The sequence below is a fragment of the Pseudomonas sp. P5_109 genome, from assembly GCF_034009455.1.
Taxonomy (GTDB): domain Bacteria; phylum Pseudomonadota; class Gammaproteobacteria; order Pseudomonadales; family Pseudomonadaceae; genus Aquipseudomonas.
This window is the reverse complement of the sequence record NZ_CP125380.1, coordinates 6487985-6503823: the sequence shown is the minus strand read 5'-3', so window position 1 is coordinate 6503823 and position 15839 is coordinate 6487985. Positions and strand designations below refer to the sequence as shown.

The 15839-nt window shown below is 61.5% G+C and carries 12 protein-coding genes; 3 read left to right on the top strand and 9 right to left on the bottom strand.

Going from position 1 to position 15839, the window contains the following annotated elements:
- Positions 1-24: 24 nt before the first annotated feature.
- The gene (locus tag QMK54_RS28990; RefSeq protein ID WP_110658740.1) at positions 25-516 is read left to right on the top strand and encodes a YgjP-like metallopeptidase domain-containing protein; all 492 of its coding nucleotides are present in this window, start codon (positions 25-27) and stop codon (positions 514-516) included.
- A 35-nt stretch (positions 517-551) separates the two neighbouring features.
- On the top strand, positions 552-848 hold the full coding sequence (locus tag QMK54_RS28985) for a winged helix-turn-helix domain-containing protein (protein WP_007894945.1): 297 nt from the start codon (positions 552-554) through the stop codon (positions 846-848).
- A gap of 125 nt (positions 849-973) precedes the next feature.
- On the opposite strand, the gene QMK54_RS28980 is transcribed toward QMK54_RS28985, so the two are convergent.
- A complete protein-coding gene (locus QMK54_RS28980; protein ID WP_320401711.1) occupies positions 974-1426 on the bottom strand; it encodes a GNAT family N-acetyltransferase in 453 nt (150 codons plus the stop codon).
- Positions 1427-1682: 256 nt separating this feature from the next.
- Here QMK54_RS28980 and QMK54_RS28975 point away from each other — a divergent pair, with 256 nt between their 5' ends.
- A complete protein-coding gene (locus QMK54_RS28975; protein WP_110658744.1) occupies positions 1683-2420 on the top strand; it encodes a substrate-binding periplasmic protein in 738 nt (245 codons plus the stop codon).
- A 156-nt stretch (positions 2421-2576) separates the two neighbouring features.
- On the opposite strand, the gene yccS is transcribed toward QMK54_RS28975, so the two are convergent.
- From yccS to betB, 8 genes are all read right to left on the bottom strand, one after another.
- The gene (gene yccS / locus QMK54_RS28970; RefSeq protein WP_110658746.1) at positions 2577-4760 is read right to left on the bottom strand and encodes a YccS family putative transporter; all 2184 of its coding nucleotides are present in this window, start codon (positions 4758-4760) and stop codon (positions 2577-2579) included.
- Positions 4761-5010: 250 nt separating this feature from the next.
- Positions 5011-6189 (bottom strand): NAD(P)/FAD-dependent oxidoreductase, encoded by a 1179-nt coding sequence (locus QMK54_RS28965; RefSeq protein WP_223589746.1) that lies wholly within the window; start codon positions 6187-6189, stop codon positions 5011-5013.
- Between the two features lie 135 nt (positions 6190-6324).
- The gene (gene dbpA, locus QMK54_RS28960; protein ID WP_230853210.1) at positions 6325-7662 is read right to left on the bottom strand and encodes an ATP-dependent RNA helicase DbpA; all 1338 of its coding nucleotides are present in this window, start codon (positions 7660-7662) and stop codon (positions 6325-6327) included.
- Between the two features lie 105 nt (positions 7663-7767).
- Complete coding sequence (gene mdtD, locus QMK54_RS28955) at positions 7768-9195, bottom strand: multidrug transporter subunit MdtD (RefSeq protein WP_110662491.1); 1428 nt, start codon at positions 9193-9195, stop codon at positions 7768-7770.
- A 148-nt stretch (positions 9196-9343) separates the two neighbouring features.
- Positions 9344-10681 carry a TldD/PmbA family protein gene (locus tag QMK54_RS28950; RefSeq protein WP_110662552.1) on the bottom strand — a complete coding sequence of 446 codons (1338 nt, stop codon included), beginning with the start codon at positions 10679-10681 and terminating at the stop codon, positions 9344-9346.
- The gene (locus tag QMK54_RS28945) at positions 10681-12123 is read right to left on the bottom strand and encodes a TldD/PmbA family protein (RefSeq protein WP_320401710.1); all 1443 of its coding nucleotides are present in this window, start codon (positions 12121-12123) and stop codon (positions 10681-10683) included. Before QMK54_RS28945 ends, QMK54_RS28950 begins: the two co-directional genes overlap by 1 nt.
- Positions 12124-12401: 278 nt before the next feature.
- Positions 12402-14102 (bottom strand): choline dehydrogenase, encoded by a 1701-nt coding sequence (gene betA, locus QMK54_RS28940; protein WP_223589756.1) that lies wholly within the window; start codon positions 14100-14102, stop codon positions 12402-12404.
- 215 nt (positions 14103-14317) lie between these two features.
- Positions 14318-15790, bottom strand: coding sequence for a betaine-aldehyde dehydrogenase (gene betB, locus QMK54_RS28935; RefSeq protein WP_110661900.1), 1473 nt, complete (start codon positions 15788-15790; stop codon positions 14318-14320).
- Positions 15791-15839: the final 49 nt, after the last annotated feature.

The window sequence follows — 15839 nt, the reverse complement described above, 5'->3', positions numbered from 1 at the left end:
CAGTGACCTGTATTGCCACCTCCGATGACCGTGTTGAAATATCTCCAGGCCTATCCCGCTACCTTGCAGGATCAGGTGCGCCAGCTGATCGCCGACGGTCGGCTGGGCGATTACCTTAGCCAGCGTTACCCGCAAAAGCATGGGGTGCAGAGCGACAAGGCGCTGTACACCTATGCTCTGGACCTCAAGCAGGAGTACCTGCGTAATGCTCCGGCCATCGACAAGGTGTTGTTCGACAACCGCCTGGACCTGACTCACCGCGCACTCGGCCTGCACACCACGATCTCCCGGGTGCAGGGTGGCAAGCTCAAGGCCAAGAAGGAAATCCGCATTGCTTCGCTGTTCAAGGAAGCGCCTTGCGAATTCCTGAAAATGATCGTGGTGCATGAGCTGGCGCACTTCAAGGAATCGGACCACAACAAGGCCTTCTACAAACTGTGCGAACACATGCTGCCGGGTTATCACCAGGTGGAATTTGATGTGCGGGTGTACCTGACGTGGCGGGACATGCAGTAGCTACACCGCCAAGAATCGCAACAAGGAGTGTGTGGATGGACGTGAGCAAGACCAAGAGCAGTTTCTATCGCCGCCTGTACGTGGCGTACCTGATCGACAGCGGGTTGGCCAGCAGCGTCCCGGCGCTGACCGAGGTCACCGGCATGCCCCGGCGCACGGCACAGGACACCATTGCGGCGCTGGCGGATCTGGATATCGTCTGTGAGTTCGAGCAGGAAGAGGGCGCACGCAACCATGCTGGGCGCTATCGGATTCGCGAGTGGGGTGCGATCGATCGCGGGTGGATCGAGCGTAATCTGCGGCAGATCAAGGCGGTGCTGGAGTATCCCTGACTTCAGCGGTGACTGGACTGACGCTTTCGCGAGCAAGCCCGCTCCCACATTAGATCAGCAGTGAACACAGAATTTTTGTGCGATAGAGATCAAATGTGGGAGCGGGCTTGCTCGCGAAGAGGCCTTCAGGGGCGACGCATTCCGATATGCGGAATGCCATCCTCGACAAACTCCTCGCCCGTCACGACAAACCCGTACCGCCCGTAATACCCCTGCAAATGCGTCTGGGCCGAGAGGTAGATCGGCGTTTGCGGCCAGCTTTCTTCAATCTGCTTCAACGCCTGGTCCATCAACTCATGTCCAAGCCCGGCGCCTCGTGCGTGTGGAGCAATGATTACCCGACCGATCACTACGTCCCCGCCTTGTAGTTCCGGGTCGAGCAGCCGCAGATAGGCCACCAGTTGATTGCTGTCCCAGGCCATCAAGTGACAAGTGTCACCTTCCAGGTCCTGGCCATCCACGTCTTGATAAGCGCATTGCTGCTCGACGACGAACACCTCGGCGCGCAGCTGCAAAATGGCGTACAGCTGCTCCTTGCCCAGGTCGCTGTGGTGTTTGCAGATCCAATCGACTGTCATGTTTTGATTCCCTGAAAACGTCGTTCCGATACTAAGCGCACTGACGCCAGAAGTCTTTATGGCGGAAGAATCTGTGACAAAGGCCAAAATGCCATCATTCATTTTTCGCGCGGATGACTTCTTTGTGTAATCTGAATTGAAGCGCTGTGCTATGGCTTCGATGAGCTAATGTTTAGTACCCGGGTCTTGCCGGTACGGGGCCTTGGGGTTTTGGCTGAAAACACGCCGGGCAATCCGCCCGCTAAGGATTTCTGGCATGCCGCGATTGCATCGAGCTTTTGCCTTGATTGGATTGCTGTTGCTGGTTCAGGGAGCGGCGGCAGAAAAACTGCGGTTGGTCGCTGATGCCTGGCCCCCCTTTACCGATTCCACGCTCGTCAACGGTGGTCTGGCCACGGATATTGTCAGTACCGCACTGGCCAGGGCCGGCTATGCCAGTGAGTTCGAACAGGTGCCCTGGGCGCGGGCTCTGATGGGCTTGGGCGAGGGCCGATACGACGTGCTGGTCAACGCCTGGTACAACGACGAGCGTACAAAACTCGGCCAGTTTTCCGGCGAGTACCTGCTCAATCGCGTGCGTTTTCTCAAGCGCAAAGACGCGCCCATCGAATTCAATAACCTGCAGCAATTGCACACTTATCCGATCGCCATCGTGCGTGGATACGCGTATTCGCCTTCTTTCGACAACGACGACTCGTTGCAGAAAATCCCCGTGCACAGTTTCGCCATGGCGGTGCGCATGCTTGCAGCGGAGCGGGTCAAGCTCACTCTGGAAGATGAATACGTCGCCCGTTACTACCTGGCCCGCGAGTCACCCAAGGTACGTAACGCCGTGGAGTTCCTGCCCAAGCCCTTGAGTGAGAACAGCCTGCACATTCTGGTCAGCCTGAAGAATCCGCAGCATGAGCAGATCGTCGCCGGTTTCGACCGGGAGATCGCGGCCATGAAGGCGGACGGGAGTTATGACAAGTTGATGAAGCAGCATGGGATGTGAGTAGGTTGATCCAGAATCCATGTTGTTTTTGCCGGCCTCTTCGCGAGCAAGCCCGCTCCCACAGGGGGCGAAGGCGAACACAAAATTTGTGACCATCAGATAACCCCTGTGGGAGCGGGCTTGCCCGCGAAGAGGCCCGCTCAGACAGCAGAGATCTCAATCTTCACTGGTGTCCTTGATGAGATGCGCCGCCAACGTCCGTAATGGCCCTAACTGCCGACAAATCAACGCCAACTGCGTCTGCACCAGCCGCTGCCCCTCATCGATTTCATCAGGCATCTGTTCCAGTTCATTGGCCAGTGCTTCTTCTTCATCACTCTGAATCGCAATCGAGGACTTGCTCGCCAGCCCTTGGGCGATCTCATCGATGCTGGCAGCCAGTTTCACCCCGGCCCCTTCGATCAATTGTTCACGCACGTCTGCCGGCAACAGGGTTTCCCGATGTGCGCCCAGGCCCGACAGGTAACTGAGTAGCGTGTGCGACAGCACCAGGAAGCGGAAGCCGACATCCGCTTCCTTACGGAAATGCCCAGGCTCCATCAGCATATTGGCCAGTGTGGTCGACAGCGCCGCGTCGGCGTTGTGCGCATTGCGGCGGGCCAGGCGGTAAGCCAGGTCGTCGCTTTTGCCTGCCGCGTATTGCTGCATGATCTGGCGCAGGTAAATGCTGTTGCAGGCCAGGGTGTTGGCCAGCACTTTGTTCAGGCGCCGGCCCTGCCAGTCCGGCAGGAACAGGAACACCGCGAGCCCGGCGATCAGGCTGCCGAGCAAGGTATCGAACAACCGTGGCAGGAACAGTCCGTAACCGTCACCCACCTGGTTGAAGCAGAACAGCACCATCAGGGTGATCGCCGCCGTCGCCAGGGTGTAGCGGGTGGTGCGGTTGGTAAAGAACACCACCCCGGCGGCAATGGCGAAACACGACTGGATCAGCGGGTTCGGGAACAGGTCGAACAACGCCCAGGCAAGGGTCAGGCCGATGGCGGTGCCGATGATCCGTTGACCGAGTTTGCGGCGGGTGGCGCCGTAGTTCGGTTGGCAGACGAACAGCGTGGTGAGGATGATCCAGTAGCCTTGGGACGGGTGGATCAAATGCACCATGGCGTAGCCGATGCTCAAGGCCAGGGGCAATCGCAGGGCGTGGCGGAACAGCAGCGAGGTTGGCGTCAGCTGCGTGCGCAAGCGCAGCCATACGTCCTTGAGGTTGCGCGGTGAGCGGTCCAGCAGGCTGCTGTCGGTGGCGTCGGCCAGGGCGTCGGGGTTGCTGGCATCGCTGAGCAAGCGGTCGAGGGTGCCAAGGTTGGCCGCCAGTGCCCGCAGTGAACGCAGCAAGCCGCGCCAGGCCGGGTTGCTCTGGACGCGCAGGTGTTCGAGGGAGGCATCGAGGTCGCTCAGGGCTTCGGCGAAACTGGCGTCATAGATGAACGGCTGGCGCATCTGGATTGATTCGGCGAGTGCCCGGCAGGCTTTGCCTTGCTGGCGCAGCAGGCGCTGGCAGCGGAACAGCACGTCGCTGTGGAAGAAGGCGTCGGCCAGGGCGTTATAGGGGTAGTGCGAAGAGCTGGCGCGCTCGTGGATGTCCTGGGCGAGGAAGTACAGTTTGAGGTAGCGGCTGACTTTCGAGCCTGGTCGACCGTTGCCGACGCGGTGCAGGATGATCTCCTTGGCGGCGTTGAGTGCCGCGACCACCCGGCCGTTCTGCTGGGCCAGTTCCAGGCGCCGCGCCTCCACGTCCATCTGCCGGATCGGTTCGAACAGCGAGGATTTCAGCTTCAGGTAATAGCCCAGCTCGCGGAACAACCGCGCCAGGCTCTGCTGTACCGGCTGATTGGAAAACAGCGCCTGCCACAACACCGAAAGCAAGCCGTACCAGGCGGCACCGGCCACCAGCAGTACCGGCTCGTGCCACACGTCGATGACCGCACCGCCACGCTGGTCCACGCCAATCATGGTGTAGACCGACAGAATCAACGTCGCCGAGGCAATCGCGCCATAGCGCTCGCCGAGGGCGCCGAGCATGGTCAGGCAAAACGCGGCCAGGGCGAAGGCGATGATAAACAGCGAGGGATAGGGGAAGAGCAGTTCGACAGACAGCGCGGCGACCGCGAAACACACCAGCGTCACGGCCAGCGCATTGAGACGGCCCTGCCAGCTGTCGTCGGTCTCGGCCAGGGCGCTGGCGATAATCCCCAGGAACAACGGGATCAGCAGGCCCATCTCGTCCTGATACCAACACAGCGCCATGGTGCCGGTCAGGGCAATGAATACCCGCACGCTGTAGCTGAATTTATCCAGCGCCCAAAGGCGACGCAGAGACTGGCGGAACGAAGTTGATGACATGAAATGCGAAGGCCTTCCGAGGCAATGACGCTAAATTGAGCCACTAATGACGCCGACGCAATGGCGCCGATCACATCAGACAGCAAAATCTGTTCCTTCCTTGTGCGAATACACTCTGCAAATTATCACAGACCCAATGTGGGAGCGGGCTTGCTCGCGAAGGCGGTGTGTCATTCAACATCAGTGTTGACTGATCCGACGCTTTCGCGAGCAAGCCCGCTCCCACATTTGTTTTGTGTACGCCAGTTGGTCAGACGTACTGTGCGGCGGCGTAACCGGAAGCCCACGCCCACTGGAAGTTGAACCCGCCCAGATGCCCGGTCACGTCGAGCACTTCGCCGATGAAGTACAGCCCCGGGCTTTTCAGCGATTCCATGGTCTTGGACGACACCTCGTTGGTGTTGACGCCGCCCAGGGTCACCTCGGCGGTGCGATAGCCTTCGGTGCCGGCGGGCACGACTTTCCAGCTCGCCAGTTTTTCCGCGATATCGGCCAGTTCCGCGTGGGTGTACTGCTTCATCGGTTTGGAGGTGAACCAGTTGTCCGCCAGCAGGTTGGCCATCTTCTTGGTGAAAATTTCCCCAAGCAGGGTTTTCAACTCGCTGTTGGGGCGTTCGGCCTGTTGCTGTTGCAGCCAGGATGGCACGTCGTGATCCGGCATCAGGTTGATCTCGACGGGATCGCCGGATTCCCAGAACGACGAGATCTGCAAAATCGCCGGGCCGCTGAGGCCGCGGTGGGTGAACAGGATGTTCTCGCGAAAGCTCTGGTCGTTGCAGCTGACCAGGCAATCCACCGACGTACCGGACAACTCGGTGCACAGGGCCTTGAGCTGATCAGTGATAGTGAACGGCACCAGGCCGGCGCGGGTCGGCAGCAGTTCGTGACCAAACTGTTTGGCCACCTGGTAACCGAAACCGGTGGCGCCCAGGGTCGGGATCGACAGGCCGCCGGTGGCGATCACCAGCGATTCGCAGGTGATCTGGTCGAGCGTAGTGTCCAGCAAAAAGCCTTTCTCAAGCTTCTCGATGGTCTGGATCGATGTGTCCAGGTGCAGGCTGACGCCAACCTGATCGCACTCGTTGAGCAGCATCTCAAGGATGTCGCTGGATTTGTTATCGCAGAACAGCTGGCCGAGTTTTTTCTCGTGGTACGGCACGCCGTGCTTGGCCACCATGCCGATGAAATCCCATTGGGTGTAACGGGCCAGGGCGGATTTGCAGAAATGTGCGTTCTGCGAAAGGAAATTGCCCGGTTCCGTGTACATGTTGGTGAAATTGCAGCGGCCACCGCCCGACATCAGGATTTTCTTGCCGGCCTTGTTGGCATGGTCGAGCAGCAGCACCTTGCGCCCGCGCCCGGCGGCGGTCAGTGCACACATCAACCCTGCGGCGCCAGCGCCAATGATCACGACTTCGGTAGAGCGCAAAACGGTGTCCTCACAAATTTTCAATCCAACACAAAGCCAGTAGGAGCCGGCTTGCTGGCGATGCAAACGCTGCGGTCCATCGAGTCGACCGCGTCATCGTTCATCGCCAGCAAGCCGGCTCCTACAGTGAATCAATCAGAGGATGCGCACGCGCAACGAGCGGCCCTTGATCTTGCCGTCATTCAAGCGCTGCAAAGCTTGCTTGGCGACGCCGCGCTCCACGGCCACATAGGCCTGGAAGTCGAAAATCGCGATCTTGCCGACCTGGGCACCGGGAATACCGGCATCACCCGTCAGTGCGCCAAGAATGTCGCCCGGACGAACCTTGTCCTTGCGGCCGGCAGCGATGCACAGGGTGCTCATCTGCGGCAACAGCGGACCACCGCCCTTGGAGGTGAGGTTGTCCACCTGATCCCAGGTCAGTGGCGTCTTCTGCAATTGTTCGATGGCTTGGGCGCGCTGTGCTTCGGACGGCGCGACCAGGCTGATCGCGAGGCCTTTCTCACCGGCGCGGCCAGTACGGCCGACGCGGTGGATGTGGATTTCCGAATCACGGGCCAACTCGACGTTGATCACCATGTCCAGGGAATCGATATCGAGACCACGAGCGGCGACGTCGGTGGCGACCAGTACCGAAGTACTGCGGTTGGCGAACATCGCCAGTACCTGATCGCGGTCACGTTGTTCCAGATCGCCGTGCAGGCCGACGGCGGAGATACCTTTGGCGGTCAGGTGATCGACGGTTTCCTGGACCTGCTGCTTGGTGAAGCAAAAGGCCACGCAGGACGCCGGGCGGAAGTGGCCGAGGACCTTGGTCACGGCGCTCATGCGGTCATCCGGGGAAATCTCGTAGAAGCGCTGCTCGATCTGCGTGTCGTCGTGGAACGCTTCGGCCTTCACTTGCTGCGGGTTGCGCATGAACTTCGAGGCCAACTGCTTGATGCCTACCGGGTAGGTGGCGGAGAACAGCAGGGTCTGGCGACGCTCCGGGGCCTGCATGATGATTTCTTCGATGGAATCGTAGAAACCCATGTCGAGCATGCGGTCGGCTTCGTCGAGGATCAGCGTGTTCAGGCCGTGGAGTACCAGCGAGCCCTTGCGCAGGTGCTGCTGGATGCGACCCGGAGTGCCGACGATGATGTGTGCGCCGTGCTCCAGCGAAGCGATCTGCGGGCCGAGGGAGACGCCGCCGCACAGGGTCAGGACCTTGATGTTGTCTTCGGCACGGGCCAGGCGACGGATTTCCTTGGCGACCTGGTCGGCTAGCTCGCGGGTCGGGCACAGGATCAGCGCCTGGCAACCGAAGTAGCGCGGATTGATCGGGTTCAGCAGGCCGATGCCGAACGCGGCGGTCTTGCCGCTGCCGGTCTTGGCCTGGGCGATCAGGTCCATCCCCTTGAGGATCACCGGCAAGCTTTGCGCCTGGATCGGCGTCATCTGGGCATAACCGAGGGAGTCGAGGTTAGCCAGCATGGCGGCGGACAGCGGCAAAGTATTAAATTCGGTGGCGATGGTGGTCACGGGACTGGCCTGCAAAACAAAATGTCGCGCAGTGTACCAGCCCGATGGCCATTCGCCCTAAGGCTCTATGTGTTCTTCCGGACGCTTGACGCGCCGTCCGTCTTCCTTTGAGAGTTGAGAAAAGATCGTTGCGGCCAGCATCGCCATGATTCCGACCGTGACAAACGTCAGCTGGAAGGCACCCAGAACCGTGTCTACACCGTCGTTTCCGATCTCCGCCGTGAACCCTCCGAGCAACGCACCGGCGCAGGCCACACCCAGGCTCAGGGACAATTGCGCGACCACCGACAGCAGGCTGTTGCCGCTGCTGGCGCTGGCGTCGTCGAGGTCGATCAGGGTCACGGTGTTCATCGCGGTGAACTGCAAGGAGTTGATCGCCCCGAGGATCGCCAGCTGGCACAGCAGCAGCCAGTACGGCGTCTGCTCGCTGACCAGGCCCATGCTTGCCAGCATGATCCCCAGCGCCAGGGTGTTGCCGGTGAGCACGATGCGATAACCCAGACGCTCGATCAGCGGCCGCGCGACCCACTTGGCGATCATTGCCGCCGCCGCCAGCGGGAGCATGCTCATCCCGGCCTGGGATGGCGAATAGCCCAGCGCCACTTGCAACAGCAACGGCACCAGAAAGGGCAGGGCGCCGCTGCCCAGGCGGGCGAACAGGTTGCCGAGAATGCCCACGGCAAAGGTCCGGGTCTTGAACAGCGACGGCGCGAACAACGGATTGTCGATATGCCCGGCACGCAGCCAGTACGCCGCCAGGCACGCCATGCCGCCGAACAGCAGCAACATCACCCGCAGGTGTGGCAGGTGCAATTCGCCCAGGCCTTCCATGGCAATGGTGATCAGGATCATCGCCGCGCCGAACAGCACGAAACCCAGGCTATCGAAGCGGGTTCGTTCGGAACCGCGCAGGTCCGGGATGAATCTCCACACGGCGTAGCAACCGACCAGCCCCACCGGCAGGTTGATCAGGAAGATCCAGTGCCAGGTCAGGTATTGCACCATCCAGCCGCCCATGGTCGGGCCGATCAGCGGGCCGAGCAGCCCGGGAATGGTGATGAAGCCCATGATCCGCACCAGTTCCGAACGCGGGTAGGCGCGCAACACCACCAGCCGCCCGACCGGCAGCATCAACGCACCGCCCAGGCCCTGGATTACCCGCGCGCCGATCAACTGGGTCAGGCTGGTCGACAATGCGCAGAGCAGCGAGCCAAGGCTGAACAACAGAATCGCACTGAAGAAGATCTTCCTGGTGCCGAAGCGATCGGCGATCCAGCCCGAAGCGGGAATCAGCAGGGCGACCGTGAGCATGTAGGCGATGATCACGCCCTGCATGCGCAACGGGTCCTCAGCCAGGTCGCGGGCCATGGCCGGCAGGGCAGTGTTGAGGATCGTCCCGTCGAGGGACTGCATGAAGAAGGCAATGGCGACAACCCACGGAATCCAGCGGGCGGTAACAGCGTCGAGAGGTGGGCGGTTGGGCATGGGACCTCTAGTCAGTGTGAGCTTTACTCCGTTCCTGTAGGAGCGAGCTTGCTCGCGATGAATGTGAAGGCGATGCATTTTTCCAGGCAGCACGCGTCATCGTTCACGACCATCGCGAGCAAGCTCGCTCCTACAGGGGCATGCGTGTTTACAGTGTCAACGTTAGTCGGCTGACCAACGCCCCCGGCAACAGCGCAGAAGCCGTCGCCCGCTGGCTGTAGGTGCTCGCCGACAACAGCAACTCCCGCTCCTCGGTCAGCGCTTCGAGTTGCGAACCGAGCAGGCTGAAGGCGCTGTCATCAAAACGCATGGTGCTGACCGGTGCCTGGATCTCGCCGTTCTCGACCCAGAACGTGGCAAAGCGGGTCATGCCGGTCAGGCGTGCGGCGGGTTGATCCGAGAAGTTCAGGTACCACAGGTTGCTGATGTACAACCCCGTGCCCAGTTGCTTGAGGATGTCCGCGTCAGGCAATGCTCCGGCTTTCATGTTCAGTGCGCTTGGTGATTCACCGCCGCTGGCGCCGTTGGCGGTCAAGCCGTATTCCGCAGCGCTGCGCGAGCTGACCAGTTGTGCCCCGGCCTTGCCGTTGACGATCAACCCCAGATCACTGCGTGGATAACCTTCGTCGGAGAACGCCGGGCTCAGCGAGCCGCTGACTTTTTCATCCAGCGAGACCAGCGGGCTCAACGCGCTGTCGCCACCGTAGAGCTTTTGCAGCGGGCTGCTTTTGCTGGCAATCGACTGTGCCGAGAAACCACCCCAGCACAGCATGCCCATGATTTCTTCCAGCGCCGCCGGTGCGAGGTAGGCGCGGTACTGGCCGGGCGCCAAAGTGCGCAGCGGCCGGCCCAGAAACTCCAGCTCCTCGCGAGCTTGCTGGAAGCGTCTGGCAAAGCCTTCACCGCTCCAGTCATGCCCAGCGTAGCTGGCTTTCACGGCCTGGCCGTTCTCGTGGAACAGGCTGAAGTCGAAATTGAAACTGTTGGCCTGATGCCAGCCGAAGGCGCCCGAAGAACTGGCAAAACCGCGACTGATCGGGCCGGCTGCGTAGAAGCCGACAAGATCCAGGCCTTCGGCGGCCTGGGTGATTTGCGCGACCACTTCCTCGGTGTCCGGCAGCGGGTGCGATTGCACGTTGTTGCTCTGCCAGCCGTTGTGGTTGAGCAGCAGGTACGGATCTGGAGGCAGCAGCGGCAAGGTGTCACGCAACTGTTGCAGGCCTTCGCCCAGGCGCTGCGCATCCACCTGCGGATCGCCGGCCAGGGTGATTTTCAGGTCGGCATGCCGGCCTTCGTTGATCAGTTTCAGGCTGATGCTTGCCTGCTGCACCTGACCGGCCTGGCGCACCTTGGCGTTGTTGAAACGCACGAAGGCCGACGACTCGGCGGCGTAGCTGAGGGTGAACTGCTCGGGCTCGAGAAGCGCCTCACGCAAGCTGTTGACCAGCGCCTTGAACGACTTGGACTGGCTGATTGAAGGATTCATCAGGCGTCTCCTCCGAATACATCAACGTTGCTGAACACGCAGGCCGGTGACGCGTGACCGACGCGGATCACCTGGTTTGGTTCGCCCTTGCCGCAGTTCGGTGTGCCGAGGACCTTGAGGGTACTGGCATCGCCGACGGCGCTGAGGCTTTTCCAGAACTGCGCGGAGATGCCCCTGTAATTGGGATTCTTCACCACACCCTTGAGTTCGCCGTTTTCGATCAGTTGGCCCCATTCGCAGCCGAACTGGAATTTGTTGCGCGCATCGTCGATCGACCAGGAACGGTTGGTCGACATCAGCACGCCGTGTTCGATGCCGCCGATCAGTTGCTCGATGGACTGATCGCCCGGCTCGATATTGAGGTTGGCCATGCGATCGATCGGCGGGCGGTTCCAGCCGCAGGCGCGACTGTTGGCGACGCCGTCCATGCCGGCACGGAATTGCGACAACGCACCGCCCAGCGGGCGCAGCAACAGGCCTTCACGGATCAGGAACTGTTTGCTGGCGGGGGTGCCGTCGTCGTCATGGCCGTAGCTGGCGAGTTCTTCGGGGATCTCTGGATCGAAGGTCACGTTGAGCAGGCCGGAACCGTATTGCAGGCGGCCGAAATCACTGGCTTTGACGAAACTGGTGCCGGCGTAATTGCGCTCGTCGCCGAGGATGCGGTCCAGCTCCAGCGGATGGCCGATGGACTCGTGGATTTGCAGCATCATCTGGTCAGGCATCAGCAGCAAGTCGCGCTTGCCCTGCGGGGTGTTTGGCGCCAGGAGCAATTGCAGGGCCTGATCGGCCACCTGGGCACCGGCACCGATCAGGCCGCAGCGGCTGATGACGTCCGCCGCGCCTTGCTGGCCGAAGTTCTCGCGGCCCAGGCTGCGGGTCTGGCTGTCGTTGCCGTCGTAGGCCGTGACGTCCAGCCCAGGGTACACAAAGCGTTGGGCCTGGCGCAGTTCGGCACCGGCGCTGTTGAGGTAGATCTGCTCGACGTGGGTGATGCCGAGGCTGACCTGCCAGTTCACCAGGCGCTCGTCCCTGGGTACGGCGGCGGATTCGGCGCCGAGCAACTGGTAGCAGTCGCTCAGGGTCGGGAAGGCCTGGTCGAGGTTGGGTGAAAAGTAATCGGCGCGGTCGCTGGAAACGGCTTGTTCACGCAGGTCCAGCAAGGCGTGGGGCTTGAGCCGGCGGGCCTGCAGTTCGGCGCGTTCGAGGGCGGCTTGCAGGCCCTGTTGCGACAGATCGTTGGTGGCCGCATAGGCCTCGACGCCATTGACTCGCACGGTCAGCATCGCCCCTTCGTCACGGCTCAGGCTCGGCGGTTCGGCGACGTTCTTGCGCACCGACAGGTACTGCCCGGATTCGCGCACATAACGCAGGGAAAAGAATTCGGCACCCGTGCGCAAGGCAGCGAAGCGCTGCTTGAGCTGGGGATGGAAATCGAACATTCATGAACCTCCTGGGTATGGAGTGGCGATAGAGCGGTGTTGCGAGGGGAGTGGTGAAACGATTGTGTGGCGCTAGATTAGGCCTGCACGGGGGGGAGGATCAAGGGTGGAGCGGTCTGGAGCGGGGGATACTTTGGGAGGGGGGTGGCTGACAGGGCCCATTCGCGAGCAAGCCCGCTCCCACATTTAATCCCGGGTGTTCACAAAATCTGTGTCCGCTGGAGATCAAGTGTGGGAGCGGGCTTGCTCGCGAAGGCCGCACCGCGGTTTAACGGTTGTTAAGCGATCTGGCTCACTTCCCGCACCGGCTTGCCCTTCACCGGCGCTTCACCCGCCACATAGTAAGTGGCGGTGCTGCGCGGCAATGGCTTGCGGCCACGGATCTTGTCGGCGATTTTCTCGGCCATCATGATCGTTGGTGCGTTGAGGTTGCCGGTGGTGATGATCGGCATGATCGAGGCATCGACCACTCGCAGGCCTTGCATGCCATGCACGCGGCCTTCGCCATCGACCACGGCCATGTCGTCGGTGCCCATCTTGCACGAGCAGGATGGGTGGAACGCGGTTTCGGCGTGTTCGCGAATGAACTTGTCCAGCTGTTCATCGGTTTGCACGTCGATGCCCGGGCTGATCTCGCGACCACGGAAGGCGTCCAGCGCAGGCTGCTGCATGATTTCACGGGTCAGGCGGATGCCGTCGCGGAATTCCTGCCAGTCCTGCTCGGTGGCCATGTAGTTGAACAGGATGCTCGGGTGCTGGCGTGGGTCCTTGGACTTGGCCTGGATGCGCCCACGGCTCGGCGAACGCATGGAGCCCATGTGCGCCTGGAAACCGTGCTCTTTCACACCGTTGCTGCCGTTGTAGTTAATCGCTACCGGCAGGAAGTGGTATTGGATGTTCGGCCATTCGAATTCCGGACGGGTGCGGATGAAACCGCCGGCTTCGAACTGGTTGCTGGCGCCAATGCCGGTGCCGTTGAACAGCCACTCGGCACCGATGGCCGGCTGGTTGTACCAGAGCAGCGACGGGTACAGCGAGACCGGTTGGGTGCAAGCGTATTGCAGGTACAGCTCAAGGTGATCCTGCAGGTTTTCACCGACGCCCGGCAGGTCGTGGACCACTGGAATGTCGAGCTTGTTCAGCAACTCGGCCGGGCCGACGCCGGAGCGTTGCAGGATCTGCGGCGAAGCGATGGCGCCGGAGCACAGCAGCACTTCCTTGCGTGCTTTGACTTCAACGCGCTCTTCAGCAGCGCCGACCAGGTAACGCACGCCGACCGCACGCTTGCCTTCGAACAGGATCTTGTCGGTCAGGGCGTGGGTGACGATGGTCAGGGTCGAACGCTTCTTGGCCACATCCAGGTAACCACGGGCGGTGGAGGCACGACGGCCCTTCGGCGTCACGGTGCGGTCCATCGGGCCGAAGCCTTCCTGCTGGTAGCCGTTCAAGTCTTCGGTGCGCGGGTAACCGGCCTGCACGCCAGCTTCAACCATGGCGTGGAACAGCGGGTTGTTGCCGGCTTTCGGCGTGGTCACGCTGACCGGGCCTTCGCCACCGTGGTAATCGTTCGGGCCGATGTCGCGGGTTTCCGCCTTGCGGAAATACGGCAGGCAGTCCAGGTACGACCAGTCTTCCAGGCCTGGCAGTTTCGCCCAGCCGTCGTAGTCCATGGCGTTGCCGCGGATGTAGCACATGCCGTTGATCAGCGAGGAACCGCCCAGGCCCTTGCCGCGACCGCATTCCATGCGACGACCGTCCATGTGTGGCTCGGCATCGGTTTCGTAGGCCCAGTTGTAGCGACGGCCTTGCAGCGGGAACGCCAGGGCGGCCGGCATTTGTGTGCGGAAGTCGAAACGGTAGTCCGGGCCGCCGGCTTCGAGCAGCAGGACGGTGACGCCGGCGTCTTCGGTCAGACGGGTCGCCAGGGTGTTACCGGCCGAGCCGGCACCGATGATGATGTAATCGAATTCTTGGGACATTGAATGCACCCTCTTTGATGTTGGTCAGGTCGAGGTCGCTGGGACACTGCATAACCTGTGGCGAGGGGGCTTGCCCCCGTTCGGCTGCGCAGCAGTCGCAAATTCAGCGACCTCGTTCTATCTGAAAGCATGCGGCGTCTGGATGGGGCCGCTCCGCGGCCCAACGGGGGCAAGCCCCCTCGCCACAATGGCGTCCACTCCAGAGCGCGTGCGAATCAGAACACCGAGACGTAATCGCCCAGCTCGACCTGTACCGATTTGATGCGGGTGAAGTTGTTCAGCGAGCTGATGCCGTTTTCACGGCCAACACCCGACTGCTTGTAGCCGCCAACCGGCATCTTCGCGTCGGACTCGCCCCAGGCGTTGATCCAGCAGATACCGGCTTCCAGCTGATGAATCACGCGGTGGGCGCGGTTCAGGTCCTTGGTGACGATACCGGCGGCCAGGCCGAAGTCGGTGTCGTTGGCGCGGCGGATCACTTCTTCCTCGGTTTCGTACGACAGGATCGCCATCACCGGGCCAAAGATTTCTTCACGGACGATGGTCATGTCGTCGGTGCAGTCGGTGAACACGGTCGGCGCGACGAAGGCGCCTTTGGCGAATTCGCCGTCGGTCAGGCGTTCGCCGCCGCACAGTACGCGGGCGCCTTCTTCCTTGCCCTTGGCGATGTAGCCCAGCACGTTTTCCATGTGGGCGAAGCTGACCAGCGGGCCGAAGTTGGTGTTTTCGTCTTCCGGGTTACCGATGCGGATGCGCGCAACGCGCTCAACGATCTTGGCTTCGAAATCGGCTTTCAGGTGGGCCGGTACGAACACGCGAGTGCCGTTGGTGCAGACCTGGCCGGAGCTGTAGAAGTTGGCCATCATCGCGGTGTCGGCGGCGCGATCGAGGTCGGCGTCGTCGCAGATGATCAGCGGGGATTTGCCGCCCAGTTCCATGGTCACGTCTTTGAGCGACGAAGCCGAAGCGCTGGCCATGACTTTCTTGCCGGTGTCGGTGCCGCCGGTGAACGAGATCTTCTCGATGCGCGGGTGCTCGGTCAGCCAGGTGCCGACTTCGCGGCCGCTGCCGGTCAGGACGTTGAACACGCCGTTTGGCAGGCCGGCTTCGGTGTAGATTTCGGCCAGTTTCAGGGTGGTCAGCGAGGTGACTTCGCTTGGCTTGAAGATCATCGCGTTACCGGCCGCCAGGGCAGGTGCGGATTTCCACAGGGCGATCTGGATCGGGTAGTTCCATGCGCCGATACCGGCCACGACGCCCAGCGGCTCGCGACGGGTGTAGACGAACGAAGTGGTGCGCAGTGGGATCTGCTCGCCTTCGATGGCCGGTACCAGGCCTGCGTAGTACTCCAGCACGTCAGCACCGGTGACGATGTCGACGTACTTGGTTTCGGAGAACGCTTTACCGGTGTCCAGGGTTTCCAGGGCGGCCAGTTCGTCGTTGCGCTCACGCAGGATTTCCACGGCGCGACGCAGGATGCGCGAACGCTCCATGGCGGTCATGGCAGCCCAGATCTTCTGGCCCTTTTCGGCGCTGACGACGGCGCGTTCGACGTCGTCCTTGGTCGCACGTTGCACTTTTGCGAGGACTTCACCATTAGCCGGGTTGATGGCTTCGAAAGTGGCGTCGCTGCTGGCGTCGCTGTAAGCACCATCGATGTAGAGTTTTTGCAATTCGAAACGGGCCATAAAGTCCTCGCAAGAGCATAAGTGGTTGGCACGGTCCGGTGGTTGAGCG

Excerpts from the sequence above, each read along its gene's own strand:
- QMK54_RS28990 (WP_110658740.1), top strand. The coding sequence starts at position 25 with ATGACCGTGTTGAAATATCTCCAGGCCTATCCCGCTACCTTGCAGGAT.
- QMK54_RS28985 (WP_007894945.1), top strand. The coding sequence starts at position 552 with ATGGACGTGAGCAAGACCAAGAGCAGTTTCTATCGCCGCCTGTACGTG.
- QMK54_RS28980 (WP_320401711.1), bottom strand. The coding sequence starts at position 1,426 with ATGACAGTCGATTGGATCTGCAAACACCACAGCGACCTGGGCAAGGAG.
- QMK54_RS28975 (WP_110658744.1), top strand. The coding sequence starts at position 1,683 with ATGCCGCGATTGCATCGAGCTTTTGCCTTGATTGGATTGCTGTTGCTG.
- yccS (WP_110658746.1), bottom strand. The coding sequence starts at position 4,760 with ATGTCATCAACTTCGTTCCGCCAGTCTCTGCGTCGCCTTTGGGCGCTG.
- dbpA (WP_230853210.1), bottom strand. The coding sequence starts at position 7,662 with ATGCTGGCTAACCTCGACTCCCTCGGTTATGCCCAGATGACGCCGATC.
- mdtD (WP_110662491.1), bottom strand. The coding sequence starts at position 9,195 with ATGCCCAACCGCCCACCTCTCGACGCTGTTACCGCCCGCTGGATTCCG.
- QMK54_RS28950 (WP_110662552.1), bottom strand. The coding sequence starts at position 10,681 with ATGAATCCTTCAATCAGCCAGTCCAAGTCGTTCAAGGCGCTGGTCAAC.
- QMK54_RS28945 (WP_320401710.1), bottom strand. The coding sequence starts at position 12,123 with ATGTTCGATTTCCATCCCCAGCTCAAGCAGCGCTTCGCTGCCTTGCGC.
- betA (WP_223589756.1), bottom strand. The coding sequence starts at position 14,102 with ATGTCCCAAGAATTCGATTACATCATCATCGGTGCCGGCTCGGCCGGT.
- betB (WP_110661900.1), bottom strand. The coding sequence starts at position 15,790 with ATGGCCCGTTTCGAATTGCAAAAACTCTACATCGATGGTGCTTACAGC.